We start from the raw sequence: 24,551 nt of genomic DNA on the forward strand, positions 1-24,551 counted from the left end.
TTTGATCGTCAGGCCGCCGCGATTTTACCCGAGCGCTTGGTCCATCGCCGCCTGAAGCTGTTCCTGTGTGAATGGCTTCTTCATCCGCAGCATCCGGCCGAGGCCATGGTCTTCGGAAAACTCGGCATAGCCCGAGGCAAGGATGATGGGCAGGCCTGGAAAGGAGGAGCGAAGGTGACGCGCAAGCTCTGCGCCCGTCATCCCCGGCATGGCATGATCGGTGATGACGAGATCACAACCCTGTCCGTCAGCAAAGAATTCCAAAGCCTGGGAAGCGGAAGACGCCTCTTGCGGCAGATGCCCGAGATCCTCCAGCATTGCCACGGTTCCCGTCCTGACAAGGGCGTCGTCGTCGACGACGAGAATGGCGAGCGGCCGCGACGCCGGTTTCAAAGGCTCCGTCGCCGGAGGCTCGACGACCGGCTGCACCTTGACGAATGTCTCGGCAACGGGGAGCCACAGGGAAACGGTCGTGCCCTTGCCCCTGACGCTCGATATCTGGATCGAGCCGCCGGATTGCGCTGCCAGGCCATGCACCATCGACAGGCCGAGACCGGTGCCCTTGCCGACCCCCTTGGTGGTGAAAAACGGTTCGGCGGCACGCGAGACCGTTGCCTCGTCCATCCCCTCGCCATCGTCCGACACCGATATCCTGATGTAATTTCCGCCTGCGAGGCTGGTCGGCAGGGCTTCTTCGGCTGCCGCCGCGGCCACCGTCACGGCTCCGCCGCTTTCGAGCGCATCCCGGGCATTGACAAACAAGTTGAGCAGCGCCAGTTCCAACTGGTTGCTGTCGACCAGAAGAGGGGCGAGATCCGCCGGGATGCTCTTGTGGATTTCGATGCGCGGCCCCACCGCCTTGGCGAGAAGATCCTCGACGTTTTCGAACAGCCGGAGGAAGTCGACCGCCTGCGGCTTGAGCTCCTGGCGGCGTGCGAAGGCAAGCAGGCGCTGGGTCAGCGCGGTGCCGCGCTCGGCCGCCTGAATCGCGTTCGTCACCAGGCGTTCGCTGCGTTCATCGGCCGGAAGCCGTTTCTTCAGAAGATTCAGGCTGCCGAGAACTGCCATCAGGAGGTTATTGAAGTCGTGGGCCACGCCACCCGTCAGGTGACCGATCGTGTCGAGCTTCTGCGCCTCGAACAGCTGTGCGAGCGCCTCTTCGCGCTCCCGTGTCCGTTGATCGATCCGATGCTCGAGCTCCTCGTTGAGCTCACGCAACTGCGCTGCCGAGGCCTCGAGCTCGGCGGTGCGCTGGTGAACCCGGGCCTCCAGCTCGGCGTTCAGGCGTTCGAGTTCCCTCGTCTTCCTGTAGAGATCGGCAAAGACCCTAACCTTGGCTCTCAGCACTTCGGGGACGATCGGGACGGAGACATAGTCGACCGCGCCCACCGCATAGCCGCGCAGCCGGTCTGGTTCCGCCAGCATGACGGCGGAAACGAAGATGATCGGCGTGTTTTGATAGCGCGGATGCTGCCGGATCATGCTGACGAGCTCGAACCCATCCTGTTCGGGCATACAGACATCGACGAGGATCACCGCGATTTCGGTGCGCAACAGGTGCTCAAAAGCTTCGCGTGCGGATTGCGCCTTGATGAGGTTTTCTTGGAGCTCTTCGAGTATGACCTCGTAACTCAGGAGCTTTGCCGGTTGGTCGTCGACGAGGAGGATGTTGACGGGGTTCATGGCGAGAATCCTCAGCGATGCAGCCACATGCGAAGAGCCGACAACAGCTGTTCGGTATTGACCGGTTTCGCCAGGTAGTCGGACGCGCCCGCTTCCAGGCATTTCTCGCGGTCGCCCTTCATCGCCTTGGCCGTCAGCGCCAGGATTGGCAGCCGCCGGAACCGGGGCTCCGAACGGATGACCTGCATTGTCTCGTAGCCGTCCATTCCGGGCATCATGATGTCCATCAGCACGATCGCCACAGAGGGTTCGTTGTTGATGACGTCGATGGCTTCGCTACCGGTCGTCGCGGTCAGGACCTTCATTCCCCGGCGTTCGAGGACGCTGCTCAGCGCGAAGATGTTACGGGCATCGTCGTCGACAAGCAGCACGGTCTCGCCGACCAGATCCTCGTCCGAGCTGTGCAGGTCCTGCAGCGTCGCCTGCTTTGCCGCCGGCAGGTCGGCGACAACCCGGTGCAGGAACAGGGCCGTCTCATCCAGCAGACGCTCGGGCGATTCGACCCCCTTGACCACAACGCTGCGGGCCATGCTGTGCAGTGTCGCGTCTTCCTCAGCGGAAAGCTCCCGGCCGGTGAACACGACCACCGGCACCTCGCCGATCTCGGCGTCGTCGCGTATTTGCTCCAGCACTTCGAAGCCGGACATGTCGGGAAGGGAAAGGTCGAGCACCACGCAGTCGGCGGCATTCTGCCGAAGAGCGGCGAGAGCCTCCGAGCCGGAGCCGACGCTGGTGATATCGATGTCGTCGTGTCCGAGAAGGGCGGTGACGCTCAGACGCTCGGCCTCGTTGTCTTCGACGAGCAGCAGATGCTTGCGGCGGGGCTGCGCATAGGCCTTCAATCGCGACAGCGCCTTGCCCAGGCCTTCCGGCGTCGTCGGCTTGCTCATGAAAGCGAAGGCGCCGCGGGTCAGCCCATGCTGACGATCCTCGTCGAGGCTGATAATCTGGACCGGAATATGCCGCGTCTGCGGATTCTGCTTGAGCTGGCTCAGCACCGTCCACCCGAGCATGTCGGGCAGGAAGATGTCGAGCGAGATCGCCGCCGGCCTGTAGTCCTGCGCGAGTGCGAGCGCATCGCTACCGCGCATCGCCACCAGAACCTTGAATCCGTTGTCGCGGGCGAGATCCACCAGGACGCGGGCGTAGTGCGCGTCGTCCTCGACGACGAGCAGCACCGAGTCGCCGGCCGCTATGTGGTGGCGATCGTCTTCGACATGTTCGGTCGGCTTGTCGGCGCGGCGGTTTGCTGCCGCTTCGGCAAATTCCACGACATTTGCCGGCGGAACCGACTTCGGCGCAACCGCGCCGGCGCCCACATAGGTGAGCGGCAGGTAGAGAACGAAGGTGCTGCCGACACCGGGGGTGCTGCGCAGCTGGATCTCGCCGCCCAAGAGGTTTGCCAGTTCGCGGCTGATCGCCAGGCCGAGGCCGGTGCCGCCATATTTGCGGCTTGTCGAGGCATCCGCCTGTTGGAAGGCCTCGAAAATGATGCGTTGTTTTTCAGGCGGTATGCCGATGCCGGTGTCGACGACTTCGAAGGCGATGACAGAAGGCGCATGCTTCAACGAGGGGTGATCGGACGACCAGCCGCTCGTTGCCGAAGCGACGCGAAGCGTCACGCCGCCCTGCGCGGTGAACTTGAAGGCATTCGACAGCAGGTTCTTGAGGATCTGCTGCAGTCGCTTCGAATCCGTGATGAGGCTCTTGGCGACATCGGCGCCGACGTCGACCGAGAACGACAGGTTCCGGTTTTCGGCCTCGTGCCGGAATGGCCGCGCCATCATCTCGAGCAGGTTGCTGACAAAAATCTCCTCGGCATCGACCGAGACCGTTCCGGACTCGATCTTCGACAGGTCGAGGATGTCGCTGATGAGGTTCAACAGATCGGTTCCCGCGCCGTGGATCGTCTTTGCGAACTCGACCTGTTTGCCCGACAGGTTGCCATCCGGATTTTCTCCCAGCTGCTGGCCGAGGATGAGGATCGAATTCAGCGGCGTGCGCAGCTCATGCGACATGTTGGCGAGGAATTCGGATTTGTACTTCGATGTCAGCGCGAGCTCGGTTGCCTTTTCCTCCAGCGCGCGCCGGGCCTGCTCGATCTCCTGGTTCTTCGCCTCGACTTCGACGTTGCGTTCCTCCAGCTGCTGCGCCTTCTGTCCGAGCTGCTCGTTGGTCTGTTGCAGCTCGCGCTGCTGCGTCTGAAGCTCGGCGGCAAGCTGCTGGGACTGCTTGAGCAGGCCTTCGGTCTGCATGGTCGCTTCGATCGAGTTGAGGACGATGCCGATCGATGTCGTCAACTGGTCGAGGAAGGACAGCTGCAACTCGGTGAATTCGCCGGCCGAGGCCAACTCGATCACGGCCTTCACCTGCCCCTCGAAATGCACCGGCAGCACGATGGCGCTTCTCGGCAAGGTCGTGAACACGCCGGAGCTTATCGGAACGACATTGTCGGGAAGGTCGGTGACCAGGATGCGGCGAGCGTCGCTGGCGCACTGGCCGACAAGTCCCTGGCCGAACTCGAGACGTGCCGGGTGCGCCGCCTCGCCCCCTTTCGCGTAGACGGAGAGCAGCGACAAGATCGGCTGGCGCTCGTCGGCATCCACCTGGTAGATAACCCCTTGATGGGCACCGACCAGAGGCGCCAGCTCCGACAGCAGCATCTTGCCGACCAGCGTCAGGTCGCGCTGCCCCTGCAGCATGTTGGTGAAGCGCGCCAGGTTGGTCTTCAGCCAGTCCTGCTCGGTGTTGCGCTCGGTGGTGAGCCTGAGGTTATCGATCATCGTGTTGATGTTATCCTTGAGCTCAGCCACTTCGCCGCGCGCGTCGACCTTGATCGAGCGCGTCAGGTCACCCTTGGTGACGGCGGTCGCCACCTCGGCGATGGCGCGCACCTGCGTCGTCAAGTTGGCTGCCAGCAGGTTGACGTTGCCGGTCAAGTCCTTCCAGGTTCCCGCGGTGCCCGGAACATTCGCCTGACCGCCGAGACGGCCTTCCACGCCCACCTCGCGCGCAACCGTGGTCACCTGATCGGCAAAGGTCGCGAGCGTGTTGGTCATGTTGTTGATGGTCTCGGCAAGGGCTGCCACCTCGCCCTTGGATGCGACGGTGAGATTTTGCTCGAGGTCGCCGTTCGCCACCGCCGTCACCACCTTGACGATGCCGCGGACCTGCTCGGTCAGGTTGGCGGCCATGACGTTGACGGTGTCGGTCAAGTCTTTCCAGGTGCCGGCAACGCCAGGCACCTGCGCCTGGCCGCCGAGCTTGCCTTCGGTGCCGACTTCGCGGGCCACACGCGTCACTTCGCCGGCGAAGGCGTTGAGCTGGTCCACCATCGTATTGATGGTGTTCTTCAGTTCGAGGATTTCCCCCTTCACGTCGACGGTGATCTTGCGCGACAGGTCGCCACGCGCCACTGCTGTCGTGACTTCGGCGATGTTTCGAACCTGGGTCGTCAGATTGGCGGCGAGCAGGTTGACGTTATCGGTCAGGTCCTTCCAGGTGCCGGCGACGCCGGGAACGACAGCCTGACCGCCGAGCCTGCCATCGGTGCCGACTTCGCGGGCGACACGCGTCACTTCGCCGGCAAAGGAGCGAAGCTGATCGACCATGGTATTCAAAGTATCCTTCAGGAGCAGGATTTCGCCGCGCACGTCGACGGTGATCTTGCGCGACAGGTCGCCATTGGCGATTGCGGTCGCGACCTCGGCGATATTGCGCACCTGCGCCGTCAGGTTGCCCGCCATGGAGTTGACGCTGTCGGTGAGGTCCTTCCAGGTGCCGGCGACGCCGGAGACCTGCGCCTGGCCGCCAAGCTTGCCTTCGGTGCCGACTTCGCGGGCGACGCGCGTCACTTCGCCGGCGAAGGCGTTGAGCTGGTCCACCATTGTATTGATGGTGTTCTTCAGTTCGAGGATTTCCCCCTTCACGTCGACGGTGATCTTGCGCGACAGGTCGCCGCGCGCCACGGCCGTCGTGACTTCGGCGATGTTTCGAACCTGGCCGGTAAGGTTGGAGGCCATGGAGTTGACGTTTTCGGTGAGGTCTTTCCAGGTACCCGCGACACCCGGCACCTGCGCCTGGCCACCGAGCTTGCCCTCGGTGCCGACTTCACGGGCAACGCGCGTGACTTCGGAAGCAAAGCGGTTCAGCTGATCGACCATGGTGTTCAGCGTTTCCTTGAGCTCGAGGATTTCACCCGAGACTGACACCGTGATCTTCTTCGACAAGTCGCCATTGGCAATCGCGGTCGAGACTTCGGCGATGTTGCGCACCTGCGCCGTCAGGTTGCCCGCCATGGAATTGACGCTGTCCGTCAGATCCTTCCAAGTGCCCGCGACGCCGAGCACGTTCGCCTGGCCGCCGAGCCGGCCTTCGGTGCCGACCTCGCGCGCCACGCGCGTCACCTCGCCGGCAAAGCCGTTGAGCTGGTCGACCATCGTGTTGATGGTCTCCTTCAGTTCGAGGATTTCGCCAGACACGGTGACGGTGATCTTCTTGGACAGGTCTCCCTGGGCGACGGCGGTCGCGACTTCGGCGATGTTGCGCACCTGCCCGGTGAGGTTGGACGCCATCGAATTGACGCTGTCGGTCAGGTCCTTCCAGGTGCCGGCGACGCCGCGCACATTGGCCTGGCCGCCGAGCCGGCCCTCCGTGCCCACTTCGCGGGCGACGCGGGTGACTTCCGAGGCAAAGGCATTCAGCTGATCGACCATCGTATTGATGGTTTCCTTCAGCTCGAGGATCTCCCCCTTCACGTCGACCGTGATCTTCTTCGACAGGTCGCCATTGGCGATGGCGGTCGAGACCTCCGCGATATTGCGCACCTGCGCCGTCAGGTTGCCGCCCATCGAGTTGACGTTCTCGGTAAGATCCTTCCAGGTGCCGGCGACGCCGCGCACATTAGCCTGGCCGCCAAGCCGGCCCTCCGTGCCCACTTCGCGGGCCACACGGGTCACTTCGGAAGCAAAGGCATTGAGCTGATCGACCATCGTGTTGATCGTCTCCTTCAGCTCGAGGATTTCCCCCGACACCGTGACCGTGATCTTCTTCGACAGGTCGCCATTGGCGATCGCGGTCGAGACTTCGGCGATATTGCGCACCTGCGCCGTGAGGTTCGAGGCCATGGAATTGACGTTGTCGGTCAGGTCCTTCCAGGTGCCCGCCACACCGGGCACTTGCGCCTGGCCGCCGAGCCGACCTTCGGTGCCGACTTCACGCGCCACGCGCGTCACCTCGCCGGCGAAGCCGTTGAGCTGGTCGACCATCGTGTTGATGGTTTCCTTGAGCTCCAAGATTTCGCCCGAAACGTCGACAGTGATCTTGCGCGACAGGTCGCCGCGCGCAACGGCCGTGGTCACCTGGGCGATGTTGCGGACCTGCGCCGTCAGGTTGCCACACATGGCGTTGACGGAATCGGTCAGGTCTTTCCAGGTTCCGGCGACGCCTGGCACCAGCGCCTGGCCGCCGAGCTTGCCTTCGGTGCCGACCTCGCGCGCGACGCGCGTCACTTCCGATGCGAAGGACCTGAGCTGGTCGACCATGGTGTTGATCGCCTCCTTCAGCTGCAGGATCTCGCCGCGCACGTCGACGGTGATCTTCTTGGAAAGATCGCCATTCGCGACGGCGATCGTCACTTCCGCGATGTTGCGCACCTGCGCCGTCAGGTTCGACGCCATCGAGTTCACACTTTCGGTGAGGTCCTTCCAGACGCCCGTCACCTCCGGCACCTGCGCTTGGCCGCCGAGTTTTCCGTCGGTGCCGACCTCGCGCGCGACGCGCGTCACTTCCGATGTGAAGACGCTCAGCTGCTTGATCATCGTATTGACGATATCGGCCGAGCGTAGGAACTCACCTTTGAGCGCCCGACCGTCGACATCGAGCGGCACGGTCTGCAGAAGATCTCCCTTGGCGACCGCAGTGATCGTGCGCGTGACAGCTGTCGTCGGCCACAGAAGGTCGTCAATCAGACCGTTGATCGATCCTTCCATTTCGGACCAGGAACCGTCCGACAGGCCGAAGCGCACGCGCGTGCTCGTTCGCCCGTCCCGGCCGACCACCTGCCCGACATGTTCGAGCTGCTGGGCCATGCGCTGATTGGCGGCGATGATGTCATTGAGAGCGTCGGCGACCTTGCCGGTGACACCGGTCAGATCCGACCGCATCCGCACCGAAAAGTCGCCCCGTCTTACCGCAACCAGCACCTCCAGAAGGGCACTGGCCTCGTCCAACGCCATTGCTTTGTGGACCTGACCATTGAGGTTATCTGCCGCGGCATTGTCGCGCGCGAATTCGCTGGTTTGGTTGTTCACGAGAATCCCCCTCTTCGACGACTGGTAATTTAGTGCTCGACTGGGAAAATGGTATGGCCGTCCCGCGTTGATCCTAACATGATTCAGCGCCCAAAATGAGCCTGATAGTTGCAGATATCCAAAGTGCGCGCCGGACATCGTCTGGGTGGAATTTGCGGTTTTTCGTGCGTGGGGGAACACTTGGCTGCCGGCCGTCGTTTCCGTCCTGACAATGGAGAGCGATATGTCGAACGTCTCAAGGACAGGCAAGGAAGAGATCAACAACGCGACCAGCCAGACCACGTTCGGGAAGTCGGTCGAGAGCCAGGCGCAAATCGAGGATGCGGCTTCGCAATCGTCGCCCGACGCTGGCGACGAGATGCTCAACATCTATCGGCTGGAGCCGATCGCGGCGCCCGACGATCCGAGATGGGACAACTCCCCCGGACATGGTACCGTCGTCGTCGCTGCCAGAACGGCCGGTGATGCCAGGATCGTCGCTGCGGCTCGTGAGCTTGACTTCATGGAAGTGGATGCGGCTCCCGCCGAGGACGTCACAACGGTCAATGCCAGCGCTTTTCGCGACGACAAGCTTTACACCGTCATTGAGATCGAGCGGAACAAGCGCGATGTTAAGCGAGGGATCCTCGAAGGCGCCATCGCTGTCGACACGATCCGGCCGATTCAATCGGACTGACGTAGCAATTTACCGACGAAATCGGCGAGGCGCTACGGCGTCACCATCATAGGTCCCTCGTTCCCTTGGAGTTCTCATGAATACGGCCAACCTCCAGCTCAAGGGCCTCATCATGGCCATGGCGTCGATATGTGATGCGATCGTCGAGAAGGAACTGCTGACCAGCGGAGAACTCAATGCCGCGCTCGCGAAAGCCAAGCAGGCAGTCGAGGATGACGACGACCATGAACTGTCGGATGCCAATCGCGCCGCGATCCTGTTCCCCATCCGTGTGCTGCAGCTTGCCGAAGAGGCAGGCAGGAGAGGCGAACGGTTGACGTTTTCGGACTATGCCAAGCTTGTAGGAAAGATGACCTGAACAATGTCGAAGGCTTCGCTGACGAGAACCCGTATGTTCTCTCCCGGGCAATCGGGGCTTTCTGGAAGCTTATTGATGCACGTGGCCTCTACACATGTGGTTGACTTCATATCGGCATGAGCCATATAAATACCTTGTCAACCAAGGAGCCGCTCCATGGCCCGCCACGCATCCACTCCCGTCACAGAACAGGAAGAGCCGAATTCCATCAGAGCCGCGTTTCTGCGACGCGCGACTTCGGCGCTCGAGCGCATTTCTGCAAACGTGCCGGCAAAGGATCTGGCCGATGCGCTTTCAGCCCCGACCGACGCCGGATCGTTGGCGCAGCTTCTCAGCCGCTCGGATATGGTGGGCGCGGCGATAAACGATCTCGATCCGCTGGTTCCGGCGTTGGCTCGCAACGTCGAGCATCGGCAAAATCTCGTCGAACGGGCCGGCGGGACGATGTCAGCCGAGGACGCCGGACGGATCCTCGGCATCAGCAGACAGGCCGTCGACAAAAGGCGGCGAGCCGGCACGCTGCTTGCCATGCGCGAAGGCAGCGACTGGCGCTATCCGCTCTGCCAGTTGGATCAAGGTGAGGTGATCGCAGGGATTTCCGATGTCGTGCGTGGTTTTGCCGCCGCCGGTCCCTGGATCGCATTGGATTTTCTGCTTGCTTCCGATACGGTTCTCGGTGGTCGGACAGCTCTGCAGGCGCTGCGCGACGGCGATCGTGAAGCAGTCCGGCGTCTGATCCGGATCGAAACCTCCGGCGGCTTTGCCTGATGCCGGCAAATGCAGGCAGAGGGCCGTCGGGAGCTGCACTGCCCCCGCCCGCTTGGCTCGCCCATTCGTCATTGCCGATCGACCTCATTCCGGTCGGGCAGGTTCTCCATAGGGTCCATCGGACGCATCTCGACCCCATCTTCTTTGGACCCGGCCCCGGGATTCCCGCCACCAATCGTTTCGACAGCGCCAGCGGACGTTTCGGAATTCTCTATGTCGGGATGAGCCGCAGGGGAGCGCTTACGGAAACGATCCTGCGCAATCCCCAGCGGTTGATGGTGTCCATGACCGAAATCACCACACGCGCCATCAGTGAACTCAGCTGTATCAGACCGCTGAGGATCGTCCGCATGCACGGAACCGGCCTGCAGACCCTCGGCACTGATAATGCCAACTCCACCGGCCCCTACGGACCATGCGGCCTTTGGACCGACGCGCTTTGGGACCATGCCGACCGGCTGGATGGCCTTGCCTACCAATCGCGCCATGATTCGAGCGAGATCTGCCTCGCCCTTTTCGAACGCAGCGACATGGCGTTCGACAGAAAAGGCACGCTTCCGCTCTCCGGCATCCTCAAGGAGATTGCGGCGATCCTCGAGGTCTACGGCAAGTCGCTGTCACCGGTCGGCCCCGTTTAGACGGCGAACGCGGCTGCCGTTCGACAGGCGGTGGCACGTTGTTCCCGCAGCAATGCCTTGTCAATTTTGCGATAAGTTGATTTATTTGGTCTTGTTTTCTGGCTGTTTCTGAGGCTATACGGCGACCGCATATACTCACGCACCGGGAATTTCTTCGTGACCAGCCTCAAATCGCTTCTGGCCGCCTGCGGCCTCTCAACCATGATCGGCCTTGCCGCAGATCTGTCTTTGGCCGCTTCGACGACGTATCCGCTGACCCTGGAAAACTGCGGCGCGCAGGTGACTTTCCAGAAGGCGCCCGAACGGGCGATCGGCCTCGGCCAGAACAGCGCTGAAATCCTGCTGCTGCTCGGCCTCGAGAACAAGATGGCCGGCACGGCCTTCTGGCCGAGCAAGGTTCTGCCGCAGCTCGCAGAAGCCAATGCCAAGGTCAAGCTTCTGACCGTCGAGATGCCGACTTTCGAATCGATCCTCGCCGAAAATCCCGATTTCGTGGCGGCGGCTCTGCCGAGCCTGGTTGGGCCGAACAGCAAGGTGGCCAAGCGCGAGGATTTCGACAAGGTCGGCGTCGCGACCTATCTTTCTCCCAGCACCTGCCTCAGCACCAAGGACGTCAAGGACCAGTACGGCAGCCGCGCCGAGCTGTGGAACATGGATCTTCTCTACAAGGAGATCGACGAACTCTCTGAGATTTTCGATGTCGCCGATCGCGGCCAGGCGTTGATCGCCGACTTCAAGGCGCGCGAAGCCAAGCTTCGCTCCAGCGCTTCAAAGGACGGCAAGAACCTTTCCTACGTCTTCTGGTTCTCCAGCCCCAGCCCGTCGGCCGACGCCTATCTCGGCGGCAAGAACAGCGCGTCCGGCTTCATCGCTGATCTGCTCGGCGGACACAACGCGATATCAGCGGAAGCGGAATGGCCGACGCTCGGCTGGGAAGGCATCATCGCCTCCAATCCCGACGTCATTGTCGTCGCCAGTCTCGACCGCAATCGTTGGGAGCTCGATAAGCCGGAGGCCAAGATCAATTTCCTGAACACCGATCCGGCCGTCAGCCAGATCCCTGCCGTCAAGAACAAGGCGATCGTGATCATGGACGGCCAGGCCATGAACCCGACCGTCCGCACGGTCTACGGCGCTGAGCAGGTGGCCGGCCAGCTGAAGGCTCTCGGTCTGTTGAAGTGACGGAAGCGGGCCGTATCTTCCGGCAGCTGGGAGCCGTCCTCGCAGTGCTCCTGGCCTCTTTCTGCCTCATCGCTGTTGCCATTGGCGTCAGCGTCGGGATCGGCGACCTGCCGATCCCGCTTGCAACCACGTTTTCGGCCGTCACCAACCGGTTGGGATGGACCGCGGTCGAACTGAACCGCATCCACGAGACTGTCATCTGGGATTATCGTCTCAGCCGGGCGCTGGTTGCCGCTTTCTGCGGCGCGGGCCTTGCGCTATCGGGCGCGATCATGCAGTCGCTGCTGCGCAATCCGCTTGCCGAACCCTATGTTCTCGGCATCTCGGCCGGCGCCTCCACAGGCGCCGTCGCGATCGTCATCTTAGGCGTCGGCGCCGGCGCGGTCTCGCTTTCCGCCGGCGCCTTTGCCGGAGCCTTCGCGGCCTTCTTCTTCGTCGCCCTGCTGTCAAACGGCACGCGCGGCGGAGCCGATCGCACCATCCTCGCCGGTGTCGCCGCTTCGCAGCTTTTCAACGCCACTACGTCTTACATCGTCACGACATCGGCCAACGCCCAGCAGGCCCGCGACGTCATGTTCTGGCTGCTCGGCAGCTTCGGCGGCGTGCGCTGGCCGGAATTCGCGCTGGTCTCGATCGTTGTCGGCGTCGGCCTCGTCGGCTGCCTGTTTTACGCCCGCGTGCTCGACGCCTTCGCTTTCGGCGACGAGGCGGCATCATCACTCGGCGTCAATGTCGGCCGCGCGCGGATGGCGCTCTTTGCGCTGACGGCAATGATGACGGCGACGATCGTCAGCATGGTGGGGTCGATCGGCTTCGTCGGCCTTGTCGTGCCGCATGTCGCGCGCTTTGTCGTCGGGCCGCTGCATGTCCGCCTCCTGCCGGCTTGCGCAATAACAGGGGCGATCTTCATGGTGCTCGCCGACATCGCCGCGCGCGCCCTCATTCCGAACCAGATCCTGCCAATCGGCGTCGTCACGGCCCTGGTGGGCGTCCCCTTCTTCTCGATCATCCTCTACCGGTTCCAGCGCGCATCATGAGCATCAAGGCCGAAAACCTCATCTGGAAGATTGGCAGGAAGACCATTCTCGACGGCGTTTCCCTGGACGCGCCGCCGGGCAAGATGCTCGGCCTGCTCGGGCCGAACGGCTCGGGCAAGACCTCGCTCCTGCGGCTTCTCGCCGGCCTGAAGCGGCCGCATTCCGGCCGCATCACGCTCGACCGGAGCGACGTCGCCACGATCAGCCGCCGCGCGATCGCCCGGCGGATCGCCTTCGTCGAGCAACACGCCACCACAAATGCCAATCTCAGAGTCGTCGACGTCGTCAAGCTCGGCCGGTTCCCGCACCGGTCGATGTTTTCAGGCTGGACGAAGACCGACGACGAGGCGGTCGAAGCCGCGCTGGCGCGCGCCGGCATGGCGGAGAAACGCGACGATCGCTGGCAAAGCCTGTCGGGCGGCGAGAAGCAGCGCACCCATATCGCAAGGGCGCTCGCCCAGTCGCCCCAGGAGCTGATCCTCGACGAACCCACGAACCATCTCGATATCCAGCATCAGATCGGCCTGATGCGGCTCGTCTCCGGCCTGCCGATCACCAGCATCGTCGCCCTGCACGATCTCAATCATGCTGCCATGTTCTGCGACCAGCTGATCATCATGCAGCATGGCAGGATCGTCGCCTCCGGCGCGCCCCAGGACGTGTTGAGCGAGGATCTTCTAAGGAATGTCTTTTCCGTCGAGGCCCGTGTCGAAGCCTCTCCCTATCACTCGCGCCCGCATATCCATTATCTCAGGTGACGGTGAAACTGTCACCGAGTTGACTATCTACGGTCGTCTCAGATGACGGTGGAACCGTCATCGACGTGACCACTGTCAAGGCGACGGCCCCTGCAGAAAGATCGTGGACAGCGGCGGCAGCGTCAGCGACAGAGAGACGGGCCTGCCGTGGGCGGGCACCGGTTCGGTCGACACCGCGCCATTGACAAGGCCCGAGCCGCCATATTCCCGCGCATCCGTCGTCATCCGCTCGATCCACACACCGTCGCTGGGCACGCCGACCCTGTAGCCGTAACGCGGCACCGGCGTGAAATTCGACATGACCAGGATCGACGAAGCACGATCGGGTGCATAACGGAGCATCCCGAGCACGGAATTGACGGCGTCGTCGGCTGCCGCCCATTCGAAGCCCTCGGGATGAAAGTCGCCGAATTGCAATGCCGGCTCGTCCGCGTAGAGGCCGTTCAGATCCTTCACCAGCCGCTGAATCCCCACATGCTGGGGCCGGTCCAGCACATCCCAGGTCACCGAACCATCATGATTCCACTCGCCCGGCTGTGCGACTTCGCTCCCCATGAACAAGAGCTTCTTGCCGGGATGACCCCACATGAAGGCGAGATAGCTGCGCAGATTGGCGAATCTCTGCCATTCGTCGCCCGGCATCTTCGTCAGCAGCGAGCCCTTTCCGTAGACGACCTCGTCATGTGAAATCGGCAGAATGAAGTGTTCGGAATAGGCATAGATCATGCCGAAGGTCATCGTGCCATGGGCGTAGCTCCGGTAAATCGGATCCTTCTCGATGTAGCTCAGGCTGTCATGCATCCAGCCCATGTTCCATTTGATGTCGAACCCCAGCCCTCCCTGCTCCGGCGGCTTCGTCACGCCGGGCCAGGCAGTTGATTCCTCGGCGATCGTCATCGCGTGCGGGCAGCGCTCGTGAATGATGCTGTTCAGGTGCTTGAAGAATTCGACCGCTTCCAGATTCTCGCGGCCGCCATATTGGTTGGGGATCCATTCGCCCTCGTTGCGGCTGTAGTCGCGGTAAAGCATCGAGGCAACGGCGTCGACCCGCAAACCGTCGATATGGTAGCGCTCGAGCCATTCCAGCGCGCTGGCGATCAGGAACCCTTTCACCTCGTTGCGGCCGAGATTGTAGATCAGCGTGTTCCAGTCGCGGTGAAAGCCTTCGCGCGGATCTTCGTGCTCGTAGAGCGCGCTGCCGTCGAAGCGGGCAAGCCCCCAGACGTCTGTAGGAAAATGAGCAGGAACCCAATCGAGGATGACGCCGAGCCCGGCGCCATGGCACCGGTCGATGAAATAGGCGAAATCTTCAGGCGTCCCATATCGGCCGGTGGGCGCGAATAGCCCGAGCGGCTGATAACCCCAGGACCCACCGAACGGATGCTCCATGATCGGCAGCAGCTCGATATGGGTAAAGCCCATGTCGCTGACATAGGGAACCAGCCGCTGACTGAGTTCAACCCAGTCGAGCGACCTGTTGCCGTCCTTTAGATCTCGAAGCCAGGAGCCGGCGTGCACCTCATAGACCGAGAATGCGCCCTCCAGCCTGTCTTGGCGGGACCGGCCCTTCATCCAGCCGTCATCGGTCCATCGAAACGGCGTCGACGATGCGACGATGGAGGCGGTGGACGGAGCCGCCTCGCTCGCCCTCGCGACCGGATCGGCCTTCTGCGGCAAGCATGTCCCCTCAGCATCGATGATCTCGAACTTATATCTTTCACCGGGGGCGAGGCGCGGAACGAACAGCTCCCAGACGCCCGCCGACGGTCTCAGCCGCATCGGATTGCGCCGCCCGTCCCAGGCGTTGAAGTCGCCGACAACCGAGACGCGGCGCGCATTCGGGGCCCACACGGCGAAACGAACGCCCGATATCCCGTCGATCGACATATCAACTGCGCCGAGCGTCCGGCTCAGACTGTAGTGGGTGCCCTCCGATATCAGATGGAGGTCGAGCTCTCCGAGCAGCAGACCGAAACTGTAGGGGTCCTCAGTGATCTGAACTGCATCCGGCCATGTGATCCGCAGCCGGTATCCCGTCCTCGAGGCCGCCACCGCCGCAAACAGGCCGGACGGGTGGGCGATGCTGAACGGCGCCACCACCCGGCCGCTCGTCGCATCGATGAGATCGACCGCTTCCGCTCCGGGCAGATACACCCGCATGATCGTCATGCCGCCGCTTTGGTGGGGACCGAGGATCGAAAAGGGATCGCCATGGCGCCCCTCGATCAGGGCCCATAGCGCATCCTGTCCGATGCCCGCCAGAAGTTCCGAGCGCTCAACATTCATGCCTTGACTCCCGTCAGACGCGCTACGATTTCGGTAAGGCCGAATAGCGGGATCGGAAGCCATTTCGGTCTGTTGCGGGCTTCATAGGCGATCTCGTAGGCGGCCTTTTCGAGTAGAAAGGCATCGAGAACCCGGCGTCTTTGGTGGGGTGGCATGTCAAGCTCCTTCGATACGGAAACCGCCTGCGAATAGGCATCGAGAAAGGCCTCCTCGGCATGGCGCCCGAAGCGGGCGATCGCCTCGCGGCGGACCTCGTTGTCGTGTTCGATGACCGCGTCGTTATCGAGCTGGGCGGTGGCCACGAGGTAGCTCAGCGATCTCAAAAGCCCGGCGACATCGCGCAGCGGGTTCGTCTTGGCGCGGCGCTCGGCCAGGTTTTTCGCAGGCTCGCCCTCGAAGTCGATGATGACGGCATCACCCTCGCTGACAAGGATCTGGCCAAGATGGAAGTCGCCATGCGTGCGTGTCATCAGCGTATGGCGGGCGCTCTCCGCCAGCGTCGCGGCGAGCTCTGCGAGTTCGGAACGACGCTCGAGAAGCGGCCTTGCGAGCAGGTCGATTGCAGGGTCGGCATTCTCGTCGCGTTCCTCGAGCTTCGACATGGCATAGGCGAGCTCCCCGGCAACGGCCTTCCTCATCGCCTCGACCTCGCTGTCGCCTGATACCACCGGGCTGAAGGCCTCGTCCCCGGTCTTCGCAGCGAGTACGACATGCAATTCGCCGAGCCTGAGACCCACCATCGCGACGAAACTGATCAGCGACCGGAAGACGTCATCGTCTGGTTGGACCGCCGGATCGTTCAGCACGAGTTCGTCGGCCCCGCGGCGTAGATTGTTCAGCATCCAGTTCCAGGCGTCGCCCTGATTGCGGATCGCGCCCTGGACGATGATCAAGGTGGAACGGCGTCCGCTGGAATCGGTATGCGCGACCTCTCCGAGCAGGGGCGCCGTGTGGTCATAGCCGGCGCGGGTGAGATAGCGCGTCATCTCGACTTCCGGATGGATGCCCGGGAAGATGTGTCTGATCAGTTTGATCATCGCTACATCGCCGACGAGCAGCGAGCTGTTGGACTGTTCAGCCGATAGCCAATGCACCGGCAGCTCGTCTGAAATATCGAGACTGTCGAGCCGTTCTGTCCCAATGAATTCGAGCGTGCCGGTCCGGCCGGTGGTGCGCGAGCGGTCGCGAAGTCCGTGCAGAATGCCGCGCGCCATTGCCTCCACGGCAAATCCGTCTGTGAGGAAACCGACGCGTCTACCTTGGCGAATCCTCCCAAGCGCAAGCTGCTGGGCAAGCGCGGAAGGATGCGCATCGTCCCAGGCGACCGTGAGCGGCAGTTGGTAGGATTCGCTGTGGTTCGGCAGCTCGACCTCCAATTCGCCGAGGACGACGCCGTCGGCGAATGGGATTGGTGTCGCGGAGATCAGTCGAGCGGCCTGAACCGCCTGGTCCTTTGCCCCGAACCATCGCCGCTTAGAGAGATAGGCGGGCAGGATTTCGCCGCTCAGAATGCGCGCATGACCCGGTTCATCCACGAGGTCGAGCAGGCTACGCCGGATGACCATCGTCAACAGATCGGGAAGCTGTTCCGGCGGTGCGGTGCGCCACGCCGGCGGGTCGGCATCAGCCGTCAGCTGGAACCAGAAGAAACCGTAGGGCGGTAAGGTCAGCAGATAGGTCAACTGGCCGATCGGCGGAAACGGCGACATCCCGGTCAGTTCAATGGGCACGCGCCCCTCGAAGCTCGACAAGTCGAGTTCGACGGCCTGGGGCAGCCGCGAGAGACTTGCAACACAGAGCAGAACCTCGCCTTCATACTCCCTGAGATAGGCAAGGATCTTGCGATTTTCCGGTGAAAGGAACCGCAGCGTGCCACGCCCGAAGGCCGGATGCCTGCCGCGCAACGCCAACATTCTGCGCGTCCAGTTGAGCAGCGAATGCGCGTCCGTACTCTGCGCCTCGACGTTGACGGCCTCGAAACCGTAGAGCGGGTCGGCGACGGGCGGCAGGACGAGACGCGCCGGATCTGCCCTGGAGAAACCGCCATTGCGGTCCGGAGACCATTGCATCGGCGTCCTCACTCCATCCCGGTCGCCGAGATAGATATTGTCGCCCATGCCAATCTCGTCACCGTAATAGATCACCGGCGTTCCCGGCATCGAGAGAAGAAGCGCGTTCATCAGCTCGATCCGCCGGCGGTCGCGCTCCATTAATGGCGCCAGGCGCCGTCTGATGCCGAGATTGATGCGGGCACGTTTGTCGGATGCATAGGTCTCCCAGAGATAATCCCGCTCGGCGTCGGTCACCATTTCGAGCGTCAGCTCGTCGTGGTTGCGAAGGAAGATCGCCCATTGGCAGTTGTCTGGAATCTCCGGCGTCTGGCGCAGGATGTCGGTGATCGGAAACCGATCCTCCTTGGCGATCGCCATATACATGCGCGGCATTAGCGGGAAGTGGAAGGCCATGTGGCATTCGTCGCCCTCTCCGAAATATTCGCGCGTGTCCTCCGGCCATTGATTGGCCTCGGCAAGCAGCATCACGCCGGGATGAGTGGCATCGAGCGCGGCGCGTATGCGTTTGAGGATCCCGTGGGTTTCCGGCAGGTTTTCGTTGATCGTCCCCTCGCGCTCGACGAGGTAGGGGATCGCATCGAGACGAAACCCGTCGATGCCGGTTTCCAGCCAGAAGCGCATAACCCTCAGCAACTCCTCCATGACAAGAGGGCTGTCGAAATTCAGGTCGGGTTGATGGGAATAGAAGCGGTGCCAGTAATAGGCGCCGGCCACCGCGTCCCATGTCCAGTTGGATTTTTCTGTATCGATGAAAATGATGCGTGTTTCCGGAAATTTCTGATCGGTATCCGACCAGACGTAAAAGTCGCGCTCCGGCGATCCCGCCGGCGCCTGGCGCGCGCGCTGGAACCAGGGATGCTGGTCGGAGGTGTGGTTGATGACGAGTTCGATGATGACGCGAATATTGCGCTGGTGGGCGGCGTCGACGAAGGCTCGGAAATCCTCCATCGTCCCGTAATCGGGGCTGACATTGCCATAGTCGGCGATGTCGTAGCCGTCGTCGCGGCGCGGAGAGGGAAAGAAAGGCAGGAGCCAGATGGCATTGACGCCGAGCGCTGCGATATGATCGAGCTTCTGGTGCAGGCCGGCGAAGTCGCCGACCCCGTCGCCATTGCCATCGTAGAACGACTTGATGTGCAGCTGGTAGATGATCGCATCCTTGTACCAGAGCGGCTGCGGCGCGCTATCTGCATTCATCGTGTCCATTCATGCCTCCCTTGAGCGAATGCGCCAGATCGCATAGGGCAGGATCTCAGGATTGAGCCCGATGCTCTGCCATTTGCCGGTCCACTTGAAACGATGGCCGCCGATCAGATCTTCCGCATCCAGCGTGCCGTCGTCTCCGAGCGACCAGTGCCAGAGCGGCAGCTCGACGTCGCTTTGCTGGAAATTATGGGGGTCGAGGCTGATGGCGATCAGCAGGACGTTGTCGCGGGCGCGGCTTGCCTTCTCGAAGAACAAGATATTGTCATTTCGCGCATTCAGCAGCGTCAGCCCGAGATGCGAATGCAGCGCGGTGTTTTCGGTCCGGATGCGGTTGAGCGTCCTGATTTCGGCAATGATATTGCCCGGCCGGTCATAGTCCCAGGCCCGGATTTCGTACTTTTCGCTGTCGGCATATTCCTTGCGCTTGGCATCGGGTCGCCCCTCGCAAAGTTCGAAACCATTATAGACGCCCCACAATCCCGAAAGAGTGGCGGCAAGTGCTGCGCGGATCAGGAAGGCCGGGCGCGGTGCGTTCTGCAGGAAATCCGGATTGATATCATGGGTGTTGACGAAGAAATGCGGGCGGAAGAATTCCTTCGGCGCGGTCTCGGTCAGCTCCCGCATATATTGCTCGAGTTCCCATTTGGCATTGCGCCAGGTGAAGTAGGTATAGGACTGGGAGAAGCCGATCTTTGCCAGCCGGTACATGACCTTCGGCTTGGTGAAGGCTTCCGAGAGGAAGACGACATCGGGATGACGGGCCCTGATATCGCCGATCAGCCATTCCCAGAACGGAAAGGGCTTCGTGTGCGGATTGTCGACGCGAAACAGCTTGACGCCCTGGTCCACCCAAAGCTGCACGACATCCCTGAGCTCCACCCAAAGCGAAGGCAGGGCATCTTTCGTGTAGAAATCGACGTTGACGATGTCCTCGTATTTCTTCGGCGGGTTTTCGGCATATTTGATCGTGCCGTCGGGACGCCAGTCGAACCAGCCGGGATGCTCCTTCAACCAGGGGTGATCCGGCGACGCCTGGATCGCAAGGTCGAGAGCGATCTCCAGGCCATGCCGCCCTGCCGCCTCGACCAACCGGCGGAAATCCTCGAACTCGCCGAGCTCGGGATGGATGGCGTCATGGCCGCCATCCTCGGAGCCGATGGCATAGGGGCTTCCGGGGTCGCCCGGCCCGGCTTTCAGGCTGTTGTTGCGGCCTTTCCGGTTGGTCGAACCGATCGGATGAATCGGCGGGAAATAGAGCACGTCGAAACCCATGTCGCGGATGGCGGGCAGTCGCGGGATGACGTCGTCGAAGGTGCCGTGTCGGTCCGGATCGCCGCTCTGCGAGCGCGGGAAGATCTGGTACCAGCTGGCAAAGGCAGCCTCCTTGCGCTCGGCATCGACGGCGCTTGCCGTCGAGCGAAGCCGAAACGGCCGCCAATCCGCCTTGTTCATCAATTCGGATGTTTCGGCATCGAGCAGGATCGCCGTGCGCTCGGCATCGGAGGCGCTTTCGAGATTGTCGCCGAGGGCCTTCAATTCGGCATTGAGCGTTGGGCCGGCATGCATCTCGGCCGAGCGGACGAGGTTCAACCCCTCCTGCAGTTCGAGCTTCAGATCCAGCCTGGCATCGTTCTTCTTCGTCAGTTCGTAGCGGAAAATCGCAAACGGGTTCTTCCATGCCTCGACGGCAAATTCATAACGTCCAATGCGCTCCAGCAGGAATTCGGCGCGCCAGCGGTCGTTTTCGACCAATTGCATCTCCGTCTCATTCCAGTCCGCCGCATCGAGCGGCCGCCAGAGCAGGACCGCGGCGATCGGGTCATGGCCGTCGGCGAATATATCCGCCTCGACGGTGACGATGTCGCCGACCACCCGCTTGACGGGAAAGCGCCCTTCATCGACCCGCGGCATGATGTTTTCGATGGCGAGCCGCGGTGATGCTATCGCCTGTGCGACGTCGAGGATCGGCCGGGATGTGATCGGCGCCGGCGCCTTGCCTTCGACCACCAGGGTCTCCCCTGCCCGCAGCCGCAGAGCTGTGCCGTCGGCTGCGGCGGGAAGAAAACCGGAGGCCGCTTCGCGCAGTGCGGTCACCGGAGCGGGCGCACTTTTCCGAAGGTCCCTGTTGAGCAGGATGAACCGCACATTCTCAGTGCTACGAAGGTCTTCCGCCTCAGCCTGCAGCAGCGCTGAGACCGGTCCGTTGGCGTTGCGGATGAGCCGGAGCGACGAGGTCGGCGCATGGGGTTTCTTGCCGACCTCGGTGTTCGCAAGGCGAATTTCGGAGGAGATATCGAAGGCAAGGTCATGGCGCATCCTCCGCAAGCCCGCTCCATTCCCATGGGTCGGATCGAGCGGCGTGACTGCGCCATATTCGAAGCCCATCGGAACCATCAGGCCGCCGCCGAGTGAAGCAGCCAGCCGGAGCGCCCTTATAGCGCGCCGTTCGAGGATTTCGCGACTTTCGGTTCCGTGGGCGATCCGCCTGGCGAAGGGCGGCTCCGGAAAAGCGACCTGCCAGCCAAGCTCCTTCTGGACGCGGTGTTCTTCGATGAACCATCTCTCATCGAAATCCCACCAAGCCATCGATGAAAAACATCCGTCGAAGCCTGTATCCTTGACCGCGGCCCTGGCTCCAAAGTCAGTGCCGGGCGTCCAGGCGAGGAATTGCGCGTCCGCCTTCTCGCGCACCGCCGAAATCAGTGATTTGAAAACCGCCGGCGCAATGCGATCGATCCCGAGCGCCCTGTAGCCGGAGAGGCCGAGACCAGTCAGTCCTCGCAGCCGTTCGGTCCATTCTTCCAACAGCCGGGATAGAGACTCCGCCCCCATCGCAGTCATCGGTTCCGCCGGGTCCAATGGCGAGCGCCTCGGATCGACAGGGTGAAAGCCCGCCTTGGGATCCCGGGCCTTACCGTCGAGCATCAAGTCCATCATCAAGGCGACGCCGCTCTTGCGGGCGGCCTCCGCCAGGCGTCCCACCCCCTCCTCGACTGCGCTTCCGAGCGACAGTTGAGGATCGAGGCGGCCTAGGTCCCGGGAGGCAAAGACGCTGCGCTCCCCGCCCCGGTCGAAAAGAGGCGCCGTCAGCACACGGTCGAAACCCGTATCCGCTGCATGGTCGAAAACCTCGCGCCACGCATCGATACCCTGAAGAAGGAGTGGATTGACATAATAAATCCGGGGTGGGGTGCTCAACACACCCTGTTTTGGAGAGAATAACATCGGCCGCCGCTCGAGTTGCTTTACAGGCAAACTTCTGTTGGCGGCCGTTGTTCCACCGAAACTGCCAATTCGCGATGCGCTGGACATCACCGGCCGCATTGGCGCGGGACCGATAGGACGCGTTAATTTCGAGCATCAAAGGCGCTTGCGTCAGAAGAGAGACCTTGAAGGACTGCCGCATTTCGGTAGTCTTTCACTTCCTGGGAGGGTGACCCATTTGGCTGCTGACGGCGCACCATTGCTTCGATCGATATGCTTTAGCGCCGCCCTGTCGGCTTGCGCGCTGTGCCTGGCCTCCTGGAGCATCGACACCGATCGTTCCACTGAGAACACCCATGGCCTGTTCGAAATCCGCGAGGAGGCCAGGCGCTTCATTTCGCACGAGAACGCCAAGGGGCATCAGCAATGGGACGTGCTGGAGCCCAACCTGAAGATTCTGGTTCCCCGCTGTGCGGTGCCGCTCGAAACACAGTGGACGCCGAAGAGCCTTGGCCGCTCGAAACTGAGCGTGATGGTGATATGCACGGTCGCGGTGCCGAACAGCGTGATGAGACGTTGGGATGTCCATGTTCCGGTAGAGCGCAAGCCAAATCTGACGGGAAGCCCCGCCGCCCCGCACCGTTCGGAAAGAGCAGGCGCCCGAACGGGACTTGATGTATCCGAATGAATCTCTGCGATTTGCAATAAAGGCGACCAGACGTGAATCCATCGGTGGAATTGTGTTCATATCCCGAACTCGATGATCGAATCGTGATCGTCAGGGCGGGGGATGAGGTTGATAGCGTGTTTGTCCAGACCGAGAGGTTCAATGTGCTGATCGATACGCTCGGAACGCCCGAATTATGCCTGGCGGCGCTGGACCTGCTCGAGGAACAGACGAAGGAACGCCCGATGATCGTCATCAATTCGCACATGGATTGGGATCATTTCTGGGGGAATGCCGCCGTTGCGGGGCGCGCTCCGATTATCGCGCATGCCGCAGCGCTCGACCGTTTACGCGACCCTTCCGCACGCGAGGTCCTGAGGGACAAGGCAAGCCAGGATTCGAGGTTTCGGAACGTCGACCTCATCGGTCCCGACATTACGTTCTCCGCCTCGATGACCCTCAATGGCGGTGATCTGACGCTGGAACTCATTCATACGCCGGGTCACACGCCCGACCATATCGCCGTATGGATTCCCGAACTTCGCATCTGCCTGGCCGTCGACGCGGTGGAGTATCCCGTTCCCGAAGTCTGGAGCAAAAGTACTGATGATCTCCGCCTTATCCGTTCCTCGCTCGAGCGAATACGTGACCTGGATGCAAGGCTGATTATCCCTGCGCACGGCCGGACGTACTCCCCTTCGACGGTGGATGCGAACCTCGCCTATTTCCAAGCCCTAGCCGATCGTATCGGCAGTTTGAGCGAGAGCCAGCTGGCGGATCCACAACTCGGCAGCTCAATCGGCCTGCGGCTTGAAGACTTCGTCCCCATCCCCGACGGAATGCCTTCCGAGGTGGTGGCGTTCTACCGGAACTGCCATGAGACAAACCTTGGCGCGACGGTTCAGGCCCATATCGAAGAGACCGGAAAATGAAACTGTTGGAGGGCGGTCGAACCGGGCAGATCTGGCGTGGTGGCGATACCGTGATCAGGCCTTCCGGCGCGTGGACGCCGACGGTGCACCGGTTTTTGCGCCATCTGAGGAGCAGAGGCTTTTCGGGAGCGCCGGATCCCATTGAAATAACGGGGAACCAGGAGGTCATCAGTTATGTCGCCGGGCGCGTCTGCGAAGATTTGAGCGACCAATTTGTCGGATCGGAGCCCATGCTGCTTTCCGCAGCGAAGCTTCTGCGCGACTTTCATTCGGCATCTCAAGGATTTCTGGAATCGGATCGCGAGGTCCAGACATGGATGTTGCCGCCACAGGAGCCGCGCGAGATCGTATGCCACGGAGATTATGCGCCCTACAATGTCGCCACGGCAGGTCAGGCGGCTGTCGGCATCATCGATTTCGACGCCGCCCATCCCGCGTCGCGCCTTTGGGATTTGGCCTACTCGGTTTATCGCTGGGCGCCCCTATCCGATCCCGCCAACCCACATGTGGCATTCAACCTCGACGAACAGCTGCGGCGAGCGGAACTCTTCTGTGAGGCATATGGGGCGACGGTGGACGAACGGCTCCAGCTCCCCGAGATGATCTGCAGGCGGCTTCAGGCGCTGGTCGATTTCATGCTGGCGAACGCCTCGGCTGGAGAGGCGACATTCGCGGAGGACGTCGCCACAGGAGATGCCCGGCTCTATCTAAGCGATATCGACTATATCAGAAGCCATCGGGATCGACTGCTCGAAGCTCTGTGCTGACGCCTT

At 62.1% G+C, this 24,551-nt stretch carries 14 protein-coding genes and 1 pseudogene; 10 read left to right on the plus strand and 5 right to left on the minus strand.

All coding sequences use genetic code 11. The features are described 5' to 3' along the window. Window positions 1–8: 8 nt before the first annotated feature. Window positions 9–1,683, minus strand: a pseudogene (locus BS629_RS36795) (response regulator). 11 nt (window positions 1,684–1,694) lie between these two features. Further along, the gene (locus BS629_RS36800; RefSeq protein ID WP_018245886.1) at window positions 1,695–7,994 is read right to left on the minus strand and encodes a HAMP domain-containing protein; all 6,300 of its coding nucleotides are present in this window, start codon (window positions 7,992–7,994) and stop codon (window positions 1,695–1,697) included. 211 nt (window positions 7,995–8,205) lie between these two features. Here BS629_RS36800 and BS629_RS36805 point away from each other — a divergent pair, with 211 nt between their 5' ends. From BS629_RS36805 to BS629_RS36835, 7 genes are all read left to right on the plus strand, one after another. Beyond that, complete coding sequence (locus BS629_RS36805) at window positions 8,206–8,670, plus strand: hypothetical protein (RefSeq protein WP_020493438.1); 465 nt, start codon at window positions 8,206–8,208, stop codon at window positions 8,668–8,670. Between the two features lie 76 nt (window positions 8,671–8,746). Beyond that, window positions 8,747–9,028 carry a hypothetical protein gene (locus tag BS629_RS36810; RefSeq protein WP_018245888.1) on the plus strand — a complete coding sequence of 94 codons (282 nt, stop codon included), beginning with the start codon at window positions 8,747–8,749 and terminating at the stop codon, window positions 9,026–9,028. Window positions 9,029–9,184: 156 nt separating this feature from the next. After that, window positions 9,185–9,796, plus strand: a complete 612-nt coding sequence (locus BS629_RS36815) for a helix-turn-helix domain-containing protein (RefSeq protein ID WP_018245889.1) — start codon at window positions 9,185–9,187, stop codon at window positions 9,794–9,796. Beyond that, the gene (locus tag BS629_RS36820; protein ID WP_018245890.1) at window positions 9,796–10,434 is read left to right on the plus strand and encodes an RES family NAD+ phosphorylase; all 639 of its coding nucleotides are present in this window, start codon (window positions 9,796–9,798) and stop codon (window positions 10,432–10,434) included. Before BS629_RS36815 ends, BS629_RS36820 begins: the two co-directional genes overlap by 1 nt. A 156-nt stretch (window positions 10,435–10,590) precedes the next feature. Continuing rightward, window positions 10,591–11,616, plus strand: coding sequence for an ABC transporter substrate-binding protein (locus tag BS629_RS36825; RefSeq protein ID WP_018245891.1), 1,026 nt, complete (start codon window positions 10,591–10,593; stop codon window positions 11,614–11,616). Next, window positions 11,613–12,653: a FecCD family ABC transporter permease gene (locus BS629_RS36830; protein ID WP_018245892.1), complete on the plus strand. Its 1,041-nt coding sequence runs from the start codon at window positions 11,613–11,615 to the stop codon at window positions 12,651–12,653. The genes BS629_RS36825 and BS629_RS36830 overlap by 4 nt, the downstream gene beginning before the upstream one ends. Then, complete coding sequence (locus tag BS629_RS36835) at window positions 12,650–13,411, plus strand: ABC transporter ATP-binding protein (protein ID WP_018245893.1); 762 nt, start codon at window positions 12,650–12,652, stop codon at window positions 13,409–13,411. Before BS629_RS36830 ends, BS629_RS36835 begins: the two co-directional genes overlap by 4 nt. Window positions 13,412–13,486: 75 nt before the next feature. Here the strand turns inward: BS629_RS36835 and glgB are convergent, their stop codons facing one another. The 3 genes from glgB to BS629_RS36850 are packed head-to-tail and all read right to left on the minus strand — an operon-like array spanning window position 13,487 to window position 22,200. Further along, window positions 13,487–15,697: a 1,4-alpha-glucan branching protein GlgB gene (gene glgB / locus BS629_RS36840; protein ID WP_018245894.1), complete on the minus strand. Its 2,211-nt coding sequence runs from the start codon at window positions 15,695–15,697 to the stop codon at window positions 13,487–13,489. Beyond that, window positions 15,694–18,975: a maltose alpha-D-glucosyltransferase gene (treS, locus tag BS629_RS36845; protein WP_018517831.1), complete on the minus strand. Its 3,282-nt coding sequence runs from the start codon at window positions 18,973–18,975 to the stop codon at window positions 15,694–15,696. The genes glgB and treS overlap by 4 nt, the downstream gene beginning before the upstream one ends. After that, window positions 18,976–22,200 (minus strand): alpha-1,4-glucan--maltose-1-phosphate maltosyltransferase, encoded by a 3,225-nt coding sequence (locus tag BS629_RS36850; RefSeq protein ID WP_018245896.1) that lies wholly within the window; start codon window positions 22,198–22,200, stop codon window positions 18,976–18,978. Window positions 22,201–22,438: 238 nt separating this feature from the next. Here BS629_RS36850 and BS629_RS36855 point away from each other — a divergent pair, with 238 nt between their 5' ends. Genes BS629_RS36855 through BS629_RS36865 form a run of 3 tightly spaced genes read left to right on the plus strand, consistent with a single transcriptional unit; the run spans window position 22,439 to window position 24,545 of the window. Then, complete coding sequence (locus BS629_RS36855; protein WP_050566360.1) at window positions 22,439–22,867, plus strand: hypothetical protein; 429 nt, start codon at window positions 22,439–22,441, stop codon at window positions 22,865–22,867. 32 nt (window positions 22,868–22,899) lie between these two features. Beyond that, entirely contained in the window at window positions 22,900–23,778 is an 879-nt protein-coding gene (locus tag BS629_RS36860; protein ID WP_018245898.1) for an MBL fold metallo-hydrolase, read from the plus strand. Further along, window positions 23,775–24,545 (plus strand): phosphotransferase enzyme family protein, encoded by a 771-nt coding sequence (locus BS629_RS36865; RefSeq protein WP_018245899.1) that lies wholly within the window; start codon window positions 23,775–23,777, stop codon window positions 24,543–24,545. Before BS629_RS36860 ends, BS629_RS36865 begins: the two co-directional genes overlap by 4 nt. Window positions 24,546–24,551: the final 6 nt, after the last annotated feature.

Origin of the sequence: Rhizobium leguminosarum bv. viciae USDA 2370 (assembly GCF_002008365.1) — a bacterium.
Lineage (GTDB): Bacteria > Pseudomonadota > Alphaproteobacteria > Rhizobiales > Rhizobiaceae > Rhizobium > Rhizobium leguminosarum.